The following is a 20381-nucleotide window of genomic DNA, read 5'->3' as shown; positions in this document are numbered from 1 at the left end:
ATATAGTAAATATTACCCGTTTTCGGGTAATAAATTATTAACTTTTGCTAATTCTTCAAACTGAGCTTTCACTTCTTCAGTGAATCCAAATGAAATTGTACGGATAAGCATCCGCTTATGATGCATAATCGGCTTATTGTGAATAGGGAAGCTTTTCTTTTTACGAACCTTTCCTGCTTTTAATTTTCTTGTAGCAGGATTGTATCCGGATTTTGCTCTCCTGGTCTTCATATCTACAAAACGGAAATCTGCCAAATGGGAATAAGTCATCGTATCTTCATCAATCACCATTTTCTTTTTACTCCACTTCGCAGAAGTAAAACCCTTCATCGCACGTTTGGAATCTCCCAAAATCCCTTTTGCCTGCTCTTCCAAAGTCTTTTTGATAAAAAGACCTTCGATAATACCCTGCTTTTGGCTTCTGCGTTGAATAAGACTCATAATTTATTCCGTTAAAATATCCATACTATAACCATTGAAGTTAAAAATATGCTTCGCTGTATCGATCTCAAGACCGTCAATGCTCAGACTCTTAAAAAACGGATAACAGCCCTCTTCTACTTTTCCGAGAATGTAATCCCGAATTTTTCTCATGACTAGAAAAGTCCGCTGCAGCAGCTCGAGGTAACCATCGTTATCAATTGCCGAGTAATCTGTTTTTTCAAAAACCATGATTTGGAAAACCGGAGTTTCTTTATATGCTCCGATGTTTCCGGAATGAGACATGGACGGGACCACGCCCACCAAAATCATATTATCTTCAGAACCGATATCACCGGTAAATTTTGAAAGATCAGCTTCGTCAGCTACAACAATGGTTTTTTTAATTTCCTGATGTTCTGATTTTAGTTCTACTAAAAATTCTTTAAGCTCTAGGGGTGTCATTTTTGTTTCGTTTTTCTTCGTCCAAATCTTTTTTCTTCAGTTCATACAGACGGCTCAAAACCCGCCACATATTTGTTTCTTCCACTCCGGCATATGGACCGAAAACCTGGCTTTCTGCAAGTTCCGATAAAACGGATCTCATACCGGTTCCGACGATATCACTTGTGAATTTTGGATTGGGATCAGATTCAAATATTAAACTCAAATCAATATCGTTACCCATCACATTGATAACTCCGCTCAATACATAAGTCTGCATTGATGCAAAAAATAAATAGAAACCGTATAAATGCCGGATATCTACAAATCGGAATAATCCCAAAGATCTTTTCTTCGATGTTCTAAAATTATACTTTTCACCTGCGGGTAAATAGAATATTGAAAAAAGCATTCTCAGCGAATTCAGATCACCTGTATTTGTGTAATAAATGTATTCTTCAAGTCCATCCATATACTGACCAAAATTAACATCATTAAAACCATCTTCAGGACCGTAATATTTTCGAAATAATTTATAATTAGGAAGATGATTTTTAATGTAATCCAATTTTACATTTAAGAAATTATCTTCTTCATCGAATTCAAAAAAATTATCTACAATCAAAGAAAACCTGTAAAGATTTTCGCTTTTTTCGTCCCAGTCTTTATTTTTTTTTCTCAACCGGAGTAAAGAATAAACACCTAGATCACGGAGCTGAAATCTACTAATTTTCTGCTCTTTGGCCATCCAAATCAATTTTGCCATATTAGCGTACTGATCATTATCACACTCACCCAAATTTTCAGGCATGTAGAGAAACTTATTTTTCTCAACTATTTCCAGATGTATCATGTGCTTACAAAATTATCGTCTTCATCAAAATCAAGATCCGGAAGTCTCACTTCTTCGTCAGTTTTTACTGCATTCAAGGCAGTCAGCTCGCTTTCCAGCTTTTTAAGATATCGTGCAGAATCTCTTTCAAAGACCAACGCCAATTCCGAAGGAATGAACGAGGCTGATTTTGATGTCTTCGAACTTTGCTCTGTAGAACGGATCATTTTCTTTGGAAACATCTGAATATCCAATCGTCGCAATCCCCACTCAATGGCATAATGCACTGCAGCTTTCTGACTGTAATTGTAAAGAACTTTGTTCAGCTTCAGACTTACTCGCGACAGATCTCCCAACCTTGGCTCCAGTTCCAGTTCCTCAAATTCCACAAGCCCTGGAAGAAGATTTAAATAAAGGAAATACGAATCATTAAGTCCGTAATGCTTTTCAAAATCTGATAAGTTTGGAACAATCAGTTTTGCGTGATCATATTTCTCAAGACCTACAATCATTTCTTTTTTTACCATGTACTTCATCAGAAGATTCATGTGTTTGTAAAAAAAACACTCCAGAGATTCGTCATGATTGGATATCTGCCATTCGAAGGCTCCGACCTGATGATCATCACGTCTCATGGTTCTGCCTTGTCCGGTCATGGCCACATCACCAGTAGGAGCGAAAAGCATATAAGCTTTGAAGCCAATAGCAAAGCGAACATATTCGAAAAACAGCTGAAGATCATCAGGAATATTTTCAACAGAAATAGATTCGTAATTCGGCAAACCGATGATATCAATAATCTCATCTGTAGCGATAATAATTGAAGCTTTCAACTTCAACCAGGGAAGATCAGAATCGATGATTCCGACCAGCTTTTTAAAATCGGGACCAAAACCCTCTTCTTTAAATAATAATTTCATTATCTGGGAACTTTTAAACCACGTTGTGACTGTGAGACATCTTCCTGACGGTTCATTTCGTCATGATAAAGACCCATCTTTAAACTTTTCTGAGGAAAATTTGCTTTGATAGCCGCATTCATACACCACATAATTACCATTTCCGGAAGATCAATACCTGTCTGAAGATAATTATTCAAAGCGTAATATTGCTCTGAACCACTATTGCCTCCGGACTCCGAAATATTTCCGATTGCGTTATGAACACCCACACCGGTAGCAGCTGATTTATCTGCTTTATTAGCAATTGAAATCTGAGCATTGACAGTATCTGTCATTTTCTGATCAATTACTTTAATCACCCATCCCATTTCAATAACATTGACACCTTCTACCATGAGAATCTGCTCCGAATGCCAGAATTTTCCTGCATTTTCCAACCCGGAAAGAACCGTTTCCACCTGTTTAAGCATTTTCTTTTTGAAATTCTTAAACATATAATCTTTATACGGCTTACCTTTCTCAGAACAATCGTCCTTTATATCCTGTTTTTTCTGATCCCAATATTCTTTTGGTGATGTAATATGATATTTTATATTAATGGAATTTTTGCTGAGCGCTGCCAGGAATTTAGGCACGTTTGTACTCTGAATTATCCACGGAATCGACCCCATGATATGAGGTATGCTAAAAAATGATGAAGCAAATGTGTAGAGATTTGAATACTTTACACTCAGAGGATATTTGAAAGGCTCGAATTTATCAAAGAAAGGAAATGCATCATAAGTCTGCGGCTCGTTTTCACGGGAAAGGAGAATATGAGTGGGGGTATATTGTTTTCCGGCAACGATTGGTTTTCTATCCATGCTGATATGCTCCAGCTTTTTAATTTTTGGAGCACGTCCGATTCTCCAGCCTCTGTTCTGAATCACTTTTGTGAAAAAACTCTCAACATGAGAGAAATCCGTAGCTGCTTTTGCAAGGTATTCTTCATAATCCCAGGTATCGAGCCAAGCCTGAACTTCTGCATCGTTTTTATATTCACGATATAATTTTCCTTTTTCGTCAAATTTCTCTTCGTAAAGTTTTGGCCCTTTGCCCCAATTCATTCCGGTTTTTTTATTTAAAATACCCGGAGAAATTGAATTGCTGTAAACTATATTTCGGATCTGAATCGGCAGCTCGTTATTTTCACCGTATGGGAAAACCTTCCAGTCGCCATGAACGGCCTGAAAGAGCGACGGCGTAAACATATCCATGGAAAAATAAGGCTCATTAGCCTGTCTTTTTTTGTCAATTACTTCAAAAGTAAATGCACTCTGACCGCCTACAACGGCATCATCTCCTAAGAATTCTATCATGGCTGATTTTATAATTATTAAAAGTCATCAACAGAGGAAGCCAGAAATGTTTTCTTTCACCCGTTTCCGTATCTTCATACGCTATGAGGTTCATAGCATGTTTTGACTTACTTTTTGGAAGACCTTTAGTCAAAATACCGTTACTGATTTTCACCAATCCGCGTGATGATCTCCGAGAACGATCACAGCTGATGAAACTGAAGCTGAAAGGAAAATTTTCGGCAGAAAGTCTCCGCATCACTTTGATAGCATCGTAAACATTAATTTCTTCCATGTTGCAAAAATATCCCTGCATGATTGTGGAAGTTGTTACACTAAAAAAGCCGTATCAATAATGACACGGCTTCCCATAAAAAATACAATTGAATGAAAAAAAATTATTTTCTTGAAGCTTCGACCAGATAGGTCTTTTCGGCTTTGATCACCTTTAAGTTAATCACAGCATCCTTCAGACCAATCCAATTGGTGGCCTCATGAAGAAGAACAGGAATAGTTCCTGCAGGTGTATTTTTCAGCAACAATGGAGCGGCACCGCCACCACCAATCAAAGTCACAATCTGACCATGTTCAAAGTTTGAAGCAGTAAATTCTACATCTGCAGTTACAGCTGTAGCCGGTAACTGATAAGTAGGACCATCAGCCTTTACCAATGCTACATTTTCGTCCGCCACAACTTTCGGCTGAGCAAAGCTTACATCACCAGAATAGAACTTGATGAAATCCCTGTTAATGATTTCCTGCTCAAAAGTCAATGTATTAACGTTTCCGTCTTTATCATCTTTTCCTGAAGCTGTAAGGATCAACGGGAAACATCTGGAGCCCATTACCTTTTTTTCTTCCAAAGAATCCTCACAAGCACCATAAATGAGAACAAACTCATCACCCATGTGTTTTTTGATGAAAGACATTGCTTCTTTGGTAGTTCCTGGGTGTTCACCCACATATTTGTTCATAGCTCCTCTACCATCAGGATTTCCGGAACTTTCAAAAGTCGCCGCCTGTGTAGGAGCCGTCATATAAATTCTGAAGAAATTCGTTTCCGGCTTGAAAATAAAATTTCCGATCAGGGTCACACCATCTTCGTCAACTGACGGCCATGATACGATATCGCTTTTTAAGGCAGCAATAGTATTGGCATCTTTAGGAGACGGAGCACCGGCATTATTTTTTGATTTTTTTAGATCTGCTCTCATAAGAAAGATTACGATTACCTATACATCGAGAGGTTTTTGGTTATTATTTCTTACCCTCTTGTGACTTCGTTCCAAACCCCATCCAAATAGATCAGTTCAATCCATTTTGTGTGAGCGTCCATCACGTACGTGCTGTTAACTTTAATTTTTCCGGCAACAGTTTTTACACTCAATGCAGAGCCGGCAGCAGCTCCACCAAAAATTCTGATTGTATTTCCTTCAGAACCACCATCGATTTCAGCAAGGTCCGCAGCTTCTTCACCCATGTAGATAAATCTGTCTGAATCTGCGTAATCAATCGTTGTTCCTTCAAACTCGATCTGAGTTGTAATAGTCTCCGGAGCTGTGGTTCTAGAAACCTCTTTCCAGTTTTCACCAACTTTTACCAAAGTAAGAGTTCCACCGGTCTTCAGATTAAAATCTGCAGTAAGATCCAACATACCCCCATCCTTCACGTTTACATTGCCAGGAAGAGAAATATTCCCTCTGATAAAAAGATATTTACCTACATTGCCTCTGATAGCCGTGATATCAGTTGTAAAATCCGGAGTCGGAGTAATTCTGTTGTGGTTTGCTTCAATCACGCCATTGCCAAAATCGAAAACAGGAATGTAGAAGTTTTTGTCAAAAATCGGTTCGTTATTAGACCAAACCGCCTGAAGCTCATACTTCAATGGATTATTTTCGTCAGTCTCCAGACCAATGTGATTCACCCCAATACCTAAACGGTAATCAGCAAATGCGTAAACATCTCTCAGGAACTTTTCGAAGGTAAGTTTTGCTTTTTCTTCCGGCTTAAATTCCAATGGTTTCACATTATCTTTGAAAGTAATGAAAAGGAATTTTGAACCCTCCAGTTGCTTCAATGGAACGAATTCCACATTGCTGTAATCTCGTGGAGTTTTTACGAGTTCCTTGTAATCTGAATTGCCACCGTTGATTTGTCTGTCTCTTGTCTGATACTGTCTGATCCAATACGGCGACCACACAAATTGCAGATCTGCATTTCTCACGTCGATAGGCAACGACATAAGTGCCTTTTCTACATAGTCCACTACATTTGAAGTATTCAGATCTCCAAGATAGAATGAACGGTATTTTTTTGTTATATCTCTCGCATCAAATAACTGCTTGAAAACACCATTGTTTCTGATCAGATAAGTTACAGGCTTATCGTAATCTGCAGGTTTTTCTGAGAAAACACCTCTTACCAAAACATCAGCATCTTCAGATCTTGCTTTCTCAAGATATTTAACAATCAAAAATTCAATGAATGACATTTTGTATGCCTGAGAACCTTCTTTGTTGAACTGATACATCCAAGAAGTTTCCAATGCCTGAAGCTTCCAGTAATTAAACTGAAGATCGATTTGCGTAGGCTGAACCTGCATTACTTCCGGCTTGATGGTAACACCACCTTTGGCAACCCAAACCGCTTTTCTAGGCTGAGTTACTTCCTCAACGGAAATGATTGCAGAAACCAGTTTGTCTGCAACACCATAGATAGTCTGTTGTTTCCAAAGTTCCGGAAGATCATACCTTTTTTCAAAGATAGATTCAAACTTCGTAGGATATTCAGCCACAAAACCTTTGATATCTTCATTCAAAGTGTTTAGAACTAAATCATTTTTAAAGTTTGTTTGTGGTGCAGACATTCCCGCAACCACACGTGCATTCCACGGACGATCCATTGCGAAAGCATTCCCCTGCATTCCCATCAGGAATCCGGCAACAGCTACAATTTTACCAACACCAAACAAAGGTTTTACAATGTTTGCAGCCTCTGCAACAGTTTCATCTGCATTAGCTAAAGTTTCAATTGTCAGGTTTTGCTGAGACACAGTCTGCTGCAGCTGAGTTACCTGCGTTGTCAGACCTTCTACCTGAGCCGTAGCCGTAGCATTTTCTTGAGTAGCAGTAGCAAGTTGATTCTGCACTGCATGAAGCTGTGTTTTAGCATCCGCTACTCCTGCCAGTTCCAAATTAGCCTGTTCAATCATTGTTGCCAGTTCCGCGGTTCCTAACAAACCGTCAAGTTTCGATTTTTCAGCATCAGAAAGCTCTACTTTGTTATCTTTCTGTGCAACAGCAGTCACTCCCAAGAGCCCTGCTAACATGGTTAACCATTTCATAATTATTAAGAATTTAATTTTTTTAGTTCTGATTTTGCCAATACCCAGTTGTAGGCATCGTTAACAGTTCCTATTGAATCTGCAAGTTTGAATTCTATAGCTTCCGCTGCTCCAAAGGTTTTCCCTTTAATATGCTCTTCTTTGACCCCCGGTCTGAAAGTTCTTACAGCCTGCTGGAATGCTTGAGCCAATGGAGAAAGCTTTGCAGCTAAACCTTCAGTTTTTCCTTCCATCGCATCGATGAATTCCTGATTCTTATCTGAAGATTCCGGAGGACGAACGATAATAATTTCATTAGAAGATTTTTCCCACATGTACTGAGCACCAACAGAGCCGATTTCTGCAGTAAGATCATTCGACATCATATTATATTGGCCAAGAAGCAGAGCAGCCCACAAATGAGCAGAAAGTGCTTTGTCAATTAAATTGATTCTGGGTTTTGTAAGTTTTGGGGCGATGCCCTGGAACAATGGAATTGCATCTGCATTTCCGCCGAAACCATCCCAGTGAAAAATAGTTCCTATACAATCAGGATCATTTTCCATTTTCATCGCTTCCATGCAAACTTTATCCGCTCCGTTCACACAAAGGCCTGAATACTTTGTCATAGTACCGACAATTGGAATATATCCGACTTTATTTACAAGAACACTTTCTCCTGAAGCTTCGTCGTATTTTCTTTCTCCCATGTAGGAAGAAAGTTCCGGAGTAGACTCATTTAATTTACCTCCTGCCAAAACGGTATTGACCATCGCCTGTAATTGCTCAGGTCGGGTCATTTCGAACAGCCAGGTTCCGCCAGTGATTTCCGATAGAATTTTCATATCGCAAAACTATATTGGTGGCAAAAAATAATGTGTTACACTAAAATTTTTGAAATAAGGAAATAAAAAAAGCACCTGTCTGTTCAGGTGCTTCGCTTAACATAAATTTTAAAAAAATGATTATAATTATCTAATCATGTCTTTTTGAATCTCTTTCAGAATTTCGTACTCCTCAAAAGTCAAATTAAATTTCTTTCCGTTTATAAGAAAACGGATTTCCTTCTGTTTGTTATCGACAACGGCCGAATGTCTTTTTAAAACATTTCCATCGTGGTCTTTTTCTGCTTTCATTGTCACTATCATTTTTCAAAGATAGATCCACAAGAAACAATTTCCTTACGGATTTCCGTAGAATGGAAAATTATTCCGGATATTTTTTAGATTTGATCTTTTCTTTTTATTTTGGAAGGTGGCGGCGGAGGTGGTGCAGGAACTATAATATTACAAAGCCAAAGTTTACCAAGTTTCAACCCGTAATAATCGACAGATTCTATCTTTACGCGAAAAATAATGTTTTGACGTTCAAATAATTCATTTACAGCAACCTTCCATGATTGTGAATAGAACACATCCAACTCCTGAGCTTTCTCATTTGTAATAATTCTAATATGATCAATATGTTTTGACTTGACAAATCCTGCAATTTCCATTTTTCAAAATTGTCACAATTCCGAACAATCACAAAATTAATTATGATACAATTTGTAACAAAATTAAAAAACCCGCTAGTCATGCGGGTTTCTAATTATAATTTTGAATTATGTTTCTTCAGATCGTCCATCCTGTTCGTCCATCCTTTGATGAATCTCTTTTGTGATGGATTATTTTTAACAATATCATTTAAAAATTTATATCGTCTCTCATACAATCTTTCTAAAAAGCCAGCCGGAGCGTTATTTAACGCTTCCAGCGTTTTCGGGCCTACTACACCGTCAGCAGTTACACCCAAGAGTTCCTGAGGCTTTTTTATTCCATGAACTCCGGAACCCCAAACCCAATCGACCAAAGTGTTTGCCACTGCCTGGTCTTTGATCTGATCCGCTTTCCAACGGTCCCAGTAGTTTTTTTTCATTATTGAAATTGCATCAGCTTCTGTAATCAATTTCAGATCTGCGACGTCGATATCGCCGTCACCATCTTTATCATACCCTTGAGCTTTCCAAACCGCAATGGTCACTCCTTTATTCGTTGCTCCACCTCGATCTAGCGGATCATTTACAAAACCGCCTTCCCATTTTAGGACAAACGGCGCTAATAATTGAATTTTTGCCATGATTATTTATTAAAATTTTATTGGATTGTATGAAAGACCAACACCGACACCAGGAACAGCTCTACCAATTTCCGGGACGTAATAATATCCGGCCTGTATGCCAATCCCAAAACGTCTGGAAGGAAGTGACACATCTTTTTTAAAATGCTCTACACCGTTTATTCTCAAATTTTTATCCGGGGAAGTGATGGATACCTCTTGAACATCTTTCGCAAAAAGATTCTTCTTTTTCTTAGTTGTAACAATATCTATCTGAGCATTGTATTTATAGTCAATAGTAGAATTTCCAACCGTATCCGTTTTAGTTTTGGCTGAAAAATATTTATCCTGATAAAAGACAACCTTTGTTTTCTGCAAATCTATCTCAGATTTTTGAGACTTGACGGTTCCTTCTAGTTTTGCCCGCACCTGCTGCAACTCGAAAATGTCTTCTTTGGCTATTTTAAGAGCCGGCCCCAAAGTATCTGATACATAGGTATTATAATTTCTTGTAATATTATTGACAGGGTTTTGTCCGACATTTGGCAGATATTTGACAATGGTACTGTCGGAATTATATACTATACGAATCGTATCCGTTTTCGGATTATTTATTTCATCCACCAATTTTTCTTCAGGTGAAAGATTTACCCAGCTGTAAAAGCTGTTGAGTACAAGAACTGCGATCACGAAGATCAGACTGATAATGATTATTTTATTTTTCATTTTCTCTCGATTTAATTATTTCAATGGCAGCATCTGCCGTTTCCTCTCTTAATGTTGTATTTGCTTCCTTGATCACTGCATCCTGCTTTTTAAGCACTCCGGCATTTATTAGAAGTTCAAGTTTTAGAGCGTCATTGTTCTCTTTTTCTTTTTCATATTGCTCCTTCCAATATTCTTCTGAGTTGTCATTTTTTCTGATATTGATAAAATAAGTGACTCCAAACATTACAAAGAAAACCGCAGCAACAAAGCCAATGGGATTCTTAATTATAAGCTGCTGAAACTTACCGATCTCTTTACTGTCTGGTAGTGCCATTTCATTTTTTATATTTTTTTAAAACTTCCTGAAGGTTAGTCGCATTCTTAATCATAAGATTGGTGCTATCGATTTTTGCTGTCTGGCTTTCGTAATTCTCAGCACGCTGTTTACGGCTGGAGATAATTCCAAATACAAGAAGAATTGTATTGAAGGCTACGCCGAGAAGTACTCCCGAAATAATTTCGGGAAAATACTTTTGGTAGATTGTTTTTAGGGATTGTCTCATTTTATTTATCTTTGAAGTATTACTAAATTTTCCAGTTTATGTTTATTAAAATTCTTACCGTTGATGGTTCATACAAGATTGTAAATATCAATCATATTGTTTCATTCGAACCTAACCAAGATGGGTCGAGCACAATTGTAACTCTAAGTTCAGGTATGGAATTTTTGTCTAAAGTAAAAACAGAAATTATATTGTCTGATATTAATGCATCAGTTAAATCAGTTATTTAATTTTGTTATACAAGTCTGTTATTTTCTATGTAATTATAATTTCGTGACCTTGAGCAGTCTCGGGATATTCACCATTAATATTGGAATCAAAAACAGTTTTCCAATTTACCCCATCCGTTGAAACTTGTGTTTTTACATTATGATACGTTCTTCCGTCAGCATAATAATGCCATATTGTGAGACTATCCAGTTTATATAACGCACCTAAATCAATCTCGACATAAACCTCAATGCCAACATTTCCATCCGAAAAAAAGTTATTTGGATCGTTAAACAATCCGTCTGTAATTACATCCGTAGGAAAACCGGCGATACTGTTCGGGCATGTAACTGTTTTGTTTAATGCTACATTTTGACCGCCTGAAAACGCTTGTATTTCTACCCAGTTGTTATATCCATTTGCAGTGCTTCCGGTGAGAAAATCTCTAATATATCTATATTTAGGAACGGGATTTGGAAGCGGCTCAATTCCTAAAATAAACCAATTTTCCAAAGTTTTCGCAATAATAAATTCATAACCTAATTGTGGCGTGGGTGGGTTTATGCTGTAATATGGTGAGTTTTTAATGTAATTACCAATAGCTATATGACCCGCAGTATTGGGATGCACTCCGTCCGTAACATAGGCCGGATTCATTGCGTTGCTATTACTCGCCTTTGTAGCTGTGAATACGTCAAAGTACTTTTGAAAATTTGCAACGATATAATCTTTATATGGTTGCATATTTTTATTGCTGTTTGCGTATGGCGTTATTGGTATAAACAATATATTGGCGGATTCTAAAGAATTTTTAAAACTTTGCAAATTAATTTTCCACGAATCAAAATCAGTATCATTTGTGGCCATTGCATAAACAACTCTTTTAGGTTGAATTACATTTATAATCTCATCTAACAAAGGAATTGCATTTGAACTTGTATCTCCATGTGAACCCGAAACCTCATATTGTGCAATCCCAACCCACCTATTATTTACAATGTCTGCATTTGCTCCGTAAGTTATCGAATCCCCAACTACTAAATTATCGGGTTCATATAATTGTGTAGAGCTTTTAGTCATACTTAATATTTGAGTTGCTCCCGACGCTGACAAAATCAAATTATGAGTAGTAAAAACAACGGGCAAAACCACTGATATTTCAATATTTGTGTTAATGTTTTTAACAAAAAAAATATATGTCCATTGATTTTTTAAAACCCTATATTCTAAAACATCACCATTGTTTATCGTTAACGTTGATGAAGAATACCCGCTTGAATTTGAGGTCGGAAATTGCCAAAAAAGTTTACCACTTTCAATAGTTAAAATTACGGTAACATTGTAAAGCGTTCCTATTCCTTTAAATTCTAATCTTAAACCTGGTGAATTAGTTCTAATTTTCCACTCCAATCTATCAAGATTTGAAACCTGCTTAAATCTAAGCTGACTATACCCCCCCGATGTTTTTAAAACACCGTTTTCGCAAAACCAATTTCCAACAATATCAAAATCATTTAGATTCGTAAAGTTAGATTTGTTGTATATTTCGCCTATCTGTGCCATTATCTTCCTATTGCTGTCATTAACGTTTCTAAATCATTAGATATTGAAACAATTTGAGCCGCTGTCAAATAATTTGCTAAAAAACCCCATTTTAGAATTCTTCCATCTTCACTAAAAGACCCACCGGAATTAAAGCCACCTAATACAAAATTGGCATTTGGCAAATTATAACCGTTTTGATTTTCCGTGTGTTGGAATATCTGAACGCCATCTTTATATACAGTTGATAAATCGGCTGAGTTTCGTGTAATTATAAATGAGCCTACAAAACTTCCCGAATGAAAATAATTCTGATAAGATGAAGCATTCGGACCCAAAACAACTATACCATTTCCTGAACTCGGATAAAAACCTATTGCTTGATTTGCTGATTGAGTGCCTGCTGACATTTGCATATTAGTAACCGAACCCGAATTATTAAAAATACCATAACTGTAGTCAGTCGCCGAAATTGTAGAAAGATTTATATTAGTGTCAATTATTCCTTCAATTCCCGACGCTGAAACAACACCTTGGGCAACTGTCGCATCTATCCCCTGATAAACTGCATTTACTAATCTTGACGCTGTTGTGCTTCCTAAAATCAGATAAAGGCCTTTTAATTTAGACAAGTATCCGTTTGTTATTGCAGAATCAAAAAATACATTAATCGCATTACTCAAAGACGGGTTTACAGTGCTTCCTGTTGCTGTCAGTCGATCAATGTAATTTTGAGCATAATTAATAGGTGGGGTTATTCCCGATTTTGCAACATTCATAATGACAGCAGATATTTTAAATTCCACAGTACTTTGATTGGCAAAAAAAACAACTTGATTTTTTGTTTTGTCAACCTGGCCGATCACGTCGAAATCTGAACTAAAAGTTATGTTTGACACCCCATCAGAAACAATTTCAATTCTAATCATAGACATAGGAATAGCACCAGAAGAATTATACGTGAAATTAATATCCGCTGTTTGATTGATTTTAGAAAATTTTTTAGGTTTATCAAAGTTTATAACTGATGTGAATGTTTCGTTTGAAATCTCATTTTTGCCTGAAATACTAATCCACTTCGTAGAGCTTCCTGGCACATCTCCTGCTCCTGCACTTTCACCATCTTTCAGCTGAAAAATTGAATTGTTATGAGTTCTCTGAATTGGTGGAGCAGGCGGCGTTGGTGCAACCAATGGAAAAGTAGATGTTGAAAAAGGTACAATTGATTGTGTAGCTTGAGGAATGTACAATTCTAGTTCCTTCCATACTGAGCCATCATACGACAAAATACCTTGATTATCAATCGTAAGTCCTCCCGCATCAGGATAAGTTCCTGCAGTAGCCCACCACCACTTAGAGAATCCTTGCTGAATTACCGGAACATCCGCAGGATTAAGAATTCCCGCGTAATCTGATTTTTTATTAATTGTTAACCAAGTTCCGTTTTTACGATTAATGTTAATGGATCCATCAGGAAGAATAAACATGCCTTGCTTCCCATCAAGTTCAGATATTTGAGGTAGCGCATTCACCGTCACCGGTACTAAAAAATTTGTCATATAATATCAATTTACCATTGGTTACTAATTGGAAAAAAATCTGCTTTAAAAAATTCACCTGCAAACAAATCTGTCCATTTCTCAACATCATCATAGGTTAGGTTTGAACCGTCTTTCCTTGCGTATAAAGTGTCAAACTCCACATCAGGTTCTTCAGTCGCTGACTCATCGATCAGGATTGCTCCATTGTAAAATAGAACAGGATGTTCATCTGCAAAGTTTTGTTCGAAGGTCAGTTCGTAGCCTTTTGAATCATTCTCATCTTTAAACTCTCCAGTGAAGTAAAGCGGATTATCTTTGGTTCCGTACATTCTCTGATAGACCTGATCATAAGAATTCATGACGATGACGAAAGCTTCATTGATGTTGTTCGCAATGAATTGGTGAATTTCTAAGTCGTCACCAGGGAAGTTTCCGGTAACTTTCTTTTTGAAACCTCTTGAATCCGCATCGCCTTCTGACGAAGTATTTCTTTTCTGAGTACTTGGAGTTAAGTATAGAATATGAACTCTTCGACCTGGCTTCAGATGAATATCACCTGTACATAAAACGCCTTTAGGATCTATTGCCGGCATCGAAGCGATGTCCTGTCTGTGGATCAGATAGAGCTCTCCCCTCTTTGCGGTCGGCAGACCTGCAGAGTTTTTAGGTTTTCGGGCGTTCAGACGATATTCAGGCATGATTTATTTTTCGACAAAAATCATTATTTGCGCCTGCAGTTTACGTTACACCAAAAAATCCGAAATTTAAACTGTTGTTATTTTGAAATAGAGACATTACACCATTATTGGTATATCTGAAGTACATGATCCGCATTGTATTGTAAGAATAACCGAATTCGTAGAGATCATACATATCACAGAATACATTGATGGCTTCTTTTATCTTCCTGCGGGAAGAGCTGCCCTTGCAATATCCCCGCACAAAAAAAACAAAGTAGGTCCTGAAGAATGAATCAAGCATTTTGTAAAAAGCTTCGATATCATCAAAAGACCAGTCTACAGAAAACTCCGAAGAATTATATAGATTGATGATATCGGTGGAAACTACTTTTTTTTCTCCTTTTCTATTGCTGTAGATGGTAAGACAGTATTCTTTGAATGCTTCCAGATCTGCAGGTTTTTTATGCCGCGAATTGAGGAAGTGACCGAGAACGCTTTTGGGTTCTATCAGGATCTGTTTGTATTCGCCCCCATTTTTGAGCATGGAAACGCCATCGCATTCTTTTAGGATGAATGAGATTAAATATCCCGGAACCTCGATAGGTTTTAATCGGATAATGTTACAGTACATCTAAGCTGCTCAGGCTAAATTTAATTTGAGTTTTATCTAAAGCGCCGGAGATCTCCGGAACCAACTTTACATTTCCAAAATAATCATTCCGATACATCACCATTTTACGATCAGTCTGAGAATACGCAACGACAGCTCCCGTCTTGTTAAGTTCAGCTGCTATGGCTTCAGTGAGCGGCCCAGGGAAACTGAAAACTATTTCGTTTTGGAGGTAAACTCCGGAGGAAGTGTTTTTCTGTTCCCATGAGTAGAAGGCAGTTCCTGGAGTGAAATAATAAGGCTCTATACTCTGAGCTTTGTAGAGGATCTCATCATCCTGAATTCCATCATACAAATCTTTATTCGGAACTAATCGTAATTCGTTGATATATAAACGTTCAGACTTCATTTACTAGTTTTCAGCAAAGATACTAAATGTATCATTTGATATAATAAATATCTTTAAGAAAGTCTAAAATAAGGATATTTTTTTGTAAGTCTGTAATACTGTAATAAGTAATTGATTAACAGGTGATTGAATTTTTAAAACATCTGTAATACCCCGTTTTTGGGTTTGTAAGGATTTTGTAATACTCTATTTTATTACAATTATTTTGTAATACTTTAAAATTTATTACAAAAAATAAAACATACTGTAAGGCTTACAAACACAGGGTTTTTGGTTCTTAATTACAATATTACAAAATTAAAACTGTTTTTAGGGGGTGCAAGGGGGATGCAAGGGAGTGGCAACCGGCGCCCCCTAACGTGAAGCTTCGACCAACGACAATTGAAACCCCTGAGAATCGCACAAAAAAATCCCGCCAATATAATTGACGGGATTTTGGATCCTGGGAAATTAGCTTTAAGATGCAGCTTCTATTTCGAAGGGAACATTGTTTTTAAACCATAGTTGTGCGGACACATTACTAAAATCCCCAATGAATGACTGTGCGGAAGATTGATTTCCGAAAGTGATTGTTTCTTCATGCATACGATCATCGCCTTCGGTATCTATCCAATAGCAGTAGATTTTTACAGTCGGATAGGATGTATCTGCATCCACGTCTCTAAATAGTAATACTCTAGCCTCATAGCTATCAAGCGTGAAATTTTTAAAATCCATATTGTTTTATTTTAGATTATTGTTGTCTCTCATTTCTCCAGTCTGATTTATCATGAATATCCGGATCATAGTAAACTTCGTATTCCCGGTCATAGTGAATGTGATTTCTTGTTTTTGATAATGTTTCATACGAATCTGAAAGAAAATCGATCCATAGTTTTCCATCTTCCATTGCAGTGCCTCCAAACATGTCTTCCTGATGAAAATTATATTTATCTTGGTCTTTGATGATTTTTGATATCGCTTCTGTATTTAAATCAAAATCAATTTCGTGACTCAAAATCATATGATCAGCATAAGTCTCTTTTTCGTAGGCCTTTTGATTATCTTCCTGCAGATCTTCCAGCAGGTCAAATAATATACCCGGATTGTTAATAAATTCCGGCGTGTAGATTTCTTCTAATTGTTCTTTTGTTACCATAATTTTATTTTAAAAGTTCTGCTAATAATAATATTTTAGCCTTATTGCACGGTTGCAACCTATTGGCCAATTCCTTTTCCTTGTCCAAATCGTAAAGTGCATTTACCAAATCAATATTGATGGATTCCCACCTGTCATCTGCTTCGATTTCGACTTCTTCTTTAATATGACAATTCCTACATATAATAGTGTTGTCATGCCATTTTTCTGAGCCATAGCCATCTGATAAATCAAACCATTCATCGCAATGAATACATAGTGTTGGTTCTTCCATTCTATTGTTTTTTATTAAAATGATTATCGTATTAAGTAAAACGGATCAAGTTCATTTTTTCTATCAAGTTCAGCAGCCAACAAGGCACCCGCTATTATTACTCGTTCTGCTTCTGATCTACTTAAAAGATCAGCAAACCACTTTTCGTCCCAATTTTCGGGAAAGTCTCCTGAGGCTTGTTCTGGAGTAAGATCCTGTAACAGTAAAGAAGCGGCAGCCACAATCAGCTGTTTGTTCTCATACCACTCCGGATGATTAACATGATGTTCTGCAGTGAAGCCGTGTTTATCTATTTGCTTTTGTCTCTCTGCGGCTAATTCCTGAATACCGGGAGTGAGGCTTTTTAATAATTCTACCGTGCGATTTCCCCAGAAAACAACGCCTGCTATAAAATCTTCTTTGATAGATTCTGTTCCTCTGTGTTCTTTTTCGGCCGTCTTAATAGCATAAGCTTGAGCAGCTGCTTCTATGAACTGTTGTTCGTTTTGCATTTTAAATTGGATTTTCGTTTAATTTATTTTCGAAAGTGATGAAAAGCATTTTACCTAACGGCGTTCCGTAATTATCATCAGTCTGATCACCTCTAAAATAATCTTCAATAGTAAAGTTTTCTTTTCCTAAAGGATAGTTCATGTCGTCAGTGTCATCTGTAGTAACATCTATTAACCCAACCGGCATGTCTTCCGGCAGATTCTCTAAAATTTCTTTAAAGTCTTTTACTGTAAACATTTGTTATGATTTTAAAGATTAATAAATTCTTCTTTTGCCAAATTGAGATTTGATAATATCTGCTCTTTTAAAAACTCTGCTAATTCATCACTTAGTATCATAGGTATAGGAATCTGTTCCCGACCATCATCCAAGTCGTCAACATCCAGCAAAATCTTTGGAGTTCTATCGAAAACAAATTCATTGTTTTCGCCATATCTATGCTCAAAGCAGTTCAAAGCTTCTTCATATTCTTTAATCTTTTTATTCAAAGCATTCGCTTTATTCAATCTTATTAGATCCGTAATTTAATTTTTTCTGTTGTTTTTCAGGTTAACGCCACTTGGTTTTCAAAACTAATCCATCTTTCTTTTTCGGATACTCCCTTATAATTAGTGTTGGTCTTGCAGGCTGAGTATTTGTGAAAGCTCTACGCTTCGCCAATTCTAATTTTCTCTCATAGCTCTGCTGAATTATTTCAACCGCTTTTTTTGCAACCACTGTTTCATCTTCAGTGTCTGTCTCAAAGTATGACCAACATTTACTGTTTTTACCCCAAGATTCTTCTACTTGCCATTCAAACATATTAATCAGAGTTAGATGAATCTGAAGAACTAGAATCACTGGATCCGGAATCCCAATCACCGGAAGTGCCGCCACCGCCAAAACTTCCGCCATCCTCAGAACCGAATCCGGAGAAACGTTCTGAAGCATTGTCAAAATCATACTTAGCAGCTTCTCTTGCAAAATTATCATCGTTATCAGAACCGTCAATTGATTCCGACTGAGCATGCGTTGTGGAGAATGCATGACCTGAACTGCTTTGTACTGTTTTTTTCTTCCGGAAGTCTTTCAGTATGTTCCCATTTTCATCAAAATAAACAGTTTCCCAGGTTGGATGAATTGGTCCTTCAGATCCATTTTCAAACTTGACCTGCAGGTGTCCGTTTTTTTCTTTTACGGCTGTGCATTTTTTGCCGTCCATTTCTAATTTTGTTCCTGGCTTAAGGAACGGTAATTGGTAGTAAGATTTAATGTAATCCATTTTAATTGTATTTATGTTGTTAAAAAATTTATAGGTTTTTCGCAAAGCTCATATTCATAAACCCAAACGAAAGGGTTTTCATTCCAGGGAATTTTCTTCCCGTTAATTTTCTGCCAGAGACTTTTGAAAGAAGAAACTGGATCTAATCCCTCATTTAAAAATTCCGGAGGTTTCGAATAATCCAAATATTGCTGTCCCATTTCTATCAGCTGAGCCTTCGACATAGTTAATGGGAGAATTCCTTCAGCAATAGCATCGGTTTTGGAAATATTTTGGAGACGTTCTAATCGTACTGAAAGAATTTTTATAAACTGTCGGGCAGCTTCCCTTGGCATGTGTATAGATGGCTTATATTTCAATTTCAAAGAAGATTCTTTTTCAACTTTTGCTTTATAAAGAAATTTCCCTCGCATCATATCATTAGATACGCAAAATGATTCTCTCACATATAGAATATCTCCCATCCGATATTTTGCATTTCTAAAAATCCACTCAGCTAAATTCTTTTTATCTTTGAATGCCTACTCTAAAAAGCCATAATGATGTTCATCAATTACTCTCCGGGTTTGAGTTTTTATGCCTGCAGAGTTTGCCTGCACCATCGGAGTTGAAAATAATATTGGTTTAATTTTCATCTTTATCTATTTTTTGATATTAAACTATTTTTTCTATGGAGCCCTTGGCAATCTAATTTCCTGCCTCTACAGTAATAAAATAAAATATTGGCAGATGAATCATGATAGATGCAGATCACTGTTCCAGAATTGCTTTTAATAGCCGGATAAACATTAATTGTTTTAAGATCGTTTAAGATTTCTCTTTGCTCTTTTTTATCTAATTCGCTCAGGTAAAGTCTAAGTTCATTAATGCTTGGGGCTTTCCAATTAGTTCCAAGCTTTGTTCTAACACCTATTTCAGTTAGATATTCGTCTTCAGCAATAAACCAGTCCCGAGGAACCAACTTATCTGAAAGTATCTTCGGTTTTATTTTGGCAATATCTTTAATTGTTTTCATCGCTATTATTTATAAAGTTTTGCAATTATGTTTTTATGTTTCAGCCTTATCTTTTCCTGGTTGTCAGCTGAAGGTTTAAACAATCCGGCAAGCCACTTGTCTATGGTATGTGAATGCAAGCCAAGATCTGCAGCAAATTCCTTTTTAGTAAGTCCGGACTTTTCAATTATTAAGCTCAACATTTCTTTGCTCATTATTACAGTATTACATTTTTACAAATCGTTGTGCTTAGTTTGAACAATTTCCTGGTCATTTATAAACACATAGTTGTCCGGTATTGGTGCTAACACCTCCAGTCTGTCCTGATAAAATTCAATATATTTATCAAATTCATTATAGTTGTCTGGAGCATCATCATAAGTGATAAAGGCTTGCTTAGGCGTTAGTTTTTCGCCCTCATAGATATAACCAACCTTATGAGCGCCGCGATACATGAGCACGACAAATTCTCCGGATTCCCGCAGCTTTACACCAACGATATCAAGATTGATCAGCGACACATTAAAACTTAAATATCCAAAAGCTTCTCTCTGAGCCTGCCTTGTTGGAGGAACTGAACAATTAGTTTTTTTCATAGCAGA

General features: G+C 36.9%; 32 protein-coding genes. All 32 read right to left on the bottom strand.

Annotation, left to right across the window (positions count from 1 at the left end; translation table 11 throughout):
- Positions 1–12: 12 nt before the first annotated feature.
- A complete protein-coding gene (locus IC610_RS01720) occupies positions 13–441 on the bottom strand; it encodes a hypothetical protein (RefSeq protein WP_191734949.1) in 429 nt (142 codons plus the stop codon).
- A 3-nt stretch (positions 442–444) separates the two neighbouring features.
- The gene (locus IC610_RS01715; protein ID WP_191734948.1) at positions 445–885 is read right to left on the bottom strand and encodes a hypothetical protein; all 441 of its coding nucleotides are present in this window, start codon (positions 883–885) and stop codon (positions 445–447) included.
- Complete coding sequence (locus IC610_RS01710; RefSeq protein WP_191734947.1) at positions 866–1717, bottom strand: hypothetical protein; 852 nt, start codon at positions 1715–1717, stop codon at positions 866–868. Before IC610_RS01710 ends, IC610_RS01715 begins: the two co-directional genes overlap by 20 nt.
- On the bottom strand, positions 1714–2616 hold the full coding sequence (locus tag IC610_RS01705) for a hypothetical protein (protein WP_191734946.1): 903 nt from the start codon (positions 2614–2616) through the stop codon (positions 1714–1716). Before IC610_RS01705 ends, IC610_RS01710 begins: the two co-directional genes overlap by 4 nt.
- The gene (locus IC610_RS01700; protein WP_191734945.1) at positions 2616–3956 is read right to left on the bottom strand and encodes a hypothetical protein; all 1341 of its coding nucleotides are present in this window, start codon (positions 3954–3956) and stop codon (positions 2616–2618) included. The genes IC610_RS01705 and IC610_RS01700 overlap by 1 nt, the downstream gene beginning before the upstream one ends.
- Positions 3934–4230 (bottom strand): hypothetical protein, encoded by a 297-nt coding sequence (locus IC610_RS01695; protein ID WP_191734944.1) that lies wholly within the window; start codon positions 4228–4230, stop codon positions 3934–3936. Before IC610_RS01695 ends, IC610_RS01700 begins: the two co-directional genes overlap by 23 nt.
- Positions 4231–4333: 103 nt before the next feature.
- Positions 4334–5149: a hypothetical protein gene (locus tag IC610_RS01690; RefSeq protein ID WP_191734943.1), complete on the bottom strand. Its 816-nt coding sequence runs from the start codon at positions 5147–5149 to the stop codon at positions 4334–4336.
- A 50-nt stretch (positions 5150–5199) separates the two neighbouring features.
- Entirely contained in the window at positions 5200–7281 is a 2082-nt protein-coding gene (locus tag IC610_RS01685) for a hypothetical protein (protein WP_191734942.1), read from the bottom strand.
- 5 nt (positions 7282–7286) lie between these two features.
- The gene (locus tag IC610_RS01680) at positions 7287–8105 is read right to left on the bottom strand and encodes a Clp protease/crotonase-like domain-containing protein (protein WP_191734941.1); all 819 of its coding nucleotides are present in this window, start codon (positions 8103–8105) and stop codon (positions 7287–7289) included.
- 126 nt (positions 8106–8231) lie between these two features.
- Positions 8232–8396 carry a hypothetical protein gene (locus IC610_RS01675; protein WP_191734940.1) on the bottom strand — a complete coding sequence of 55 codons (165 nt, stop codon included), beginning with the start codon at positions 8394–8396 and terminating at the stop codon, positions 8232–8234.
- Positions 8397–8482: 86 nt separating this feature from the next.
- Positions 8483–8755, bottom strand: coding sequence for a hypothetical protein (locus IC610_RS01670; protein WP_191734939.1), 273 nt, complete (start codon positions 8753–8755; stop codon positions 8483–8485).
- Positions 8756–8850: 95 nt separating this feature from the next.
- Positions 8851–9378, bottom strand: coding sequence for a glycoside hydrolase family 108 protein (locus IC610_RS01665; protein ID WP_191734938.1), 528 nt, complete (start codon positions 9376–9378; stop codon positions 8851–8853).
- 9 nt (positions 9379–9387) lie between these two features.
- A complete protein-coding gene (locus IC610_RS01660) occupies positions 9388–10083 on the bottom strand; it encodes a hypothetical protein (RefSeq protein WP_191734937.1) in 696 nt (231 codons plus the stop codon).
- Entirely contained in the window at positions 10073–10399 is a 327-nt protein-coding gene (locus IC610_RS01655) for a hypothetical protein (RefSeq protein WP_191734936.1), read from the bottom strand. The genes IC610_RS01660 and IC610_RS01655 overlap by 11 nt, the downstream gene beginning before the upstream one ends.
- A 1-nt stretch (position 10400) precedes the next feature.
- Complete coding sequence (locus IC610_RS01650; RefSeq protein WP_191734935.1) at positions 10401–10628, bottom strand: hypothetical protein; 228 nt, start codon at positions 10626–10628, stop codon at positions 10401–10403.
- A gap of 255 nt (positions 10629–10883) precedes the next feature.
- Entirely contained in the window at positions 10884–12401 is a 1518-nt protein-coding gene (locus IC610_RS01645; protein WP_191734934.1) for a galactose-binding domain-containing protein, read from the bottom strand.
- Entirely contained in the window at positions 12401–13939 is a 1539-nt protein-coding gene (locus tag IC610_RS01640; RefSeq protein ID WP_191734933.1) for a hypothetical protein, read from the bottom strand. The genes IC610_RS01645 and IC610_RS01640 overlap by 1 nt, the downstream gene beginning before the upstream one ends.
- A gap of 11 nt (positions 13940–13950) precedes the next feature.
- The gene (locus tag IC610_RS01635; protein WP_191734932.1) at positions 13951–14619 is read right to left on the bottom strand and encodes a hypothetical protein; all 669 of its coding nucleotides are present in this window, start codon (positions 14617–14619) and stop codon (positions 13951–13953) included.
- A gap of 40 nt (positions 14620–14659) precedes the next feature.
- Positions 14660–15232 carry a hypothetical protein gene (locus IC610_RS01630; RefSeq protein ID WP_191734931.1) on the bottom strand — a complete coding sequence of 191 codons (573 nt, stop codon included), beginning with the start codon at positions 15230–15232 and terminating at the stop codon, positions 14660–14662.
- Entirely contained in the window at positions 15222–15620 is a 399-nt protein-coding gene (locus tag IC610_RS01625) for a hypothetical protein (protein ID WP_191734930.1), read from the bottom strand. The genes IC610_RS01630 and IC610_RS01625 overlap by 11 nt, the downstream gene beginning before the upstream one ends.
- Positions 15621–16076: 456 nt before the next feature.
- Positions 16077–16337, bottom strand: coding sequence for a hypothetical protein (locus tag IC610_RS01620; protein WP_191734929.1), 261 nt, complete (start codon positions 16335–16337; stop codon positions 16077–16079).
- Between the two features lie 16 nt (positions 16338–16353).
- A complete protein-coding gene (locus IC610_RS01615; RefSeq protein WP_191734928.1) occupies positions 16354–16758 on the bottom strand; it encodes a hypothetical protein in 405 nt (134 codons plus the stop codon).
- Positions 16759–16762: 4 nt separating this feature from the next.
- Complete coding sequence (locus IC610_RS01610) at positions 16763–17032, bottom strand: hypothetical protein (RefSeq protein ID WP_191734927.1); 270 nt, start codon at positions 17030–17032, stop codon at positions 16763–16765.
- 23 nt (positions 17033–17055) lie between these two features.
- Positions 17056–17523 (bottom strand): hypothetical protein, encoded by a 468-nt coding sequence (locus IC610_RS01605; protein ID WP_191734926.1) that lies wholly within the window; start codon positions 17521–17523, stop codon positions 17056–17058.
- Between the two features lies 1 nt (position 17524).
- Complete coding sequence (locus IC610_RS01600; RefSeq protein ID WP_191734925.1) at positions 17525–17761, bottom strand: hypothetical protein; 237 nt, start codon at positions 17759–17761, stop codon at positions 17525–17527.
- 11 nt (positions 17762–17772) lie between these two features.
- Positions 17773–18030, bottom strand: a complete 258-nt coding sequence (locus IC610_RS01595) for a hypothetical protein (protein WP_191734924.1) — start codon at positions 18028–18030, stop codon at positions 17773–17775.
- A gap of 43 nt (positions 18031–18073) precedes the next feature.
- On the bottom strand, positions 18074–18325 hold the full coding sequence (locus IC610_RS01590) for a hypothetical protein (RefSeq protein ID WP_191734923.1): 252 nt from the start codon (positions 18323–18325) through the stop codon (positions 18074–18076).
- 1 nt (position 18326) lies between these two features.
- Positions 18327–18785 (bottom strand): hypothetical protein, encoded by a 459-nt coding sequence (locus tag IC610_RS01585; protein ID WP_191734922.1) that lies wholly within the window; start codon positions 18783–18785, stop codon positions 18327–18329.
- 11 nt (positions 18786–18796) lie between these two features.
- Positions 18797–19249: a hypothetical protein gene (locus tag IC610_RS01580; protein ID WP_191734921.1), complete on the bottom strand. Its 453-nt coding sequence runs from the start codon at positions 19247–19249 to the stop codon at positions 18797–18799.
- 173 nt (positions 19250–19422) lie between these two features.
- Positions 19423–19800: a hypothetical protein gene (locus IC610_RS01575; RefSeq protein WP_191734920.1), complete on the bottom strand. Its 378-nt coding sequence runs from the start codon at positions 19798–19800 to the stop codon at positions 19423–19425.
- A gap of 5 nt (positions 19801–19805) precedes the next feature.
- Positions 19806–19982, bottom strand: a complete 177-nt coding sequence (locus IC610_RS01570) for a helix-turn-helix domain-containing protein (protein ID WP_191734919.1) — start codon at positions 19980–19982, stop codon at positions 19806–19808.
- 30 nt (positions 19983–20012) lie between these two features.
- Complete coding sequence (locus IC610_RS01565) at positions 20013–20375, bottom strand: hypothetical protein (protein ID WP_191734918.1); 363 nt, start codon at positions 20373–20375, stop codon at positions 20013–20015.
- Positions 20376–20381 lie beyond the last annotated feature (6 nt).

The organism is Chryseobacterium caseinilyticum (assembly GCF_014837145.1).
Classification (GTDB): Bacteria; Bacteroidota; Bacteroidia; order Flavobacteriales; family Weeksellaceae; genus Chryseobacterium; species Chryseobacterium caseinilyticum.
This window is presented reverse-complemented; position numbering and strand designations above follow the sequence as displayed.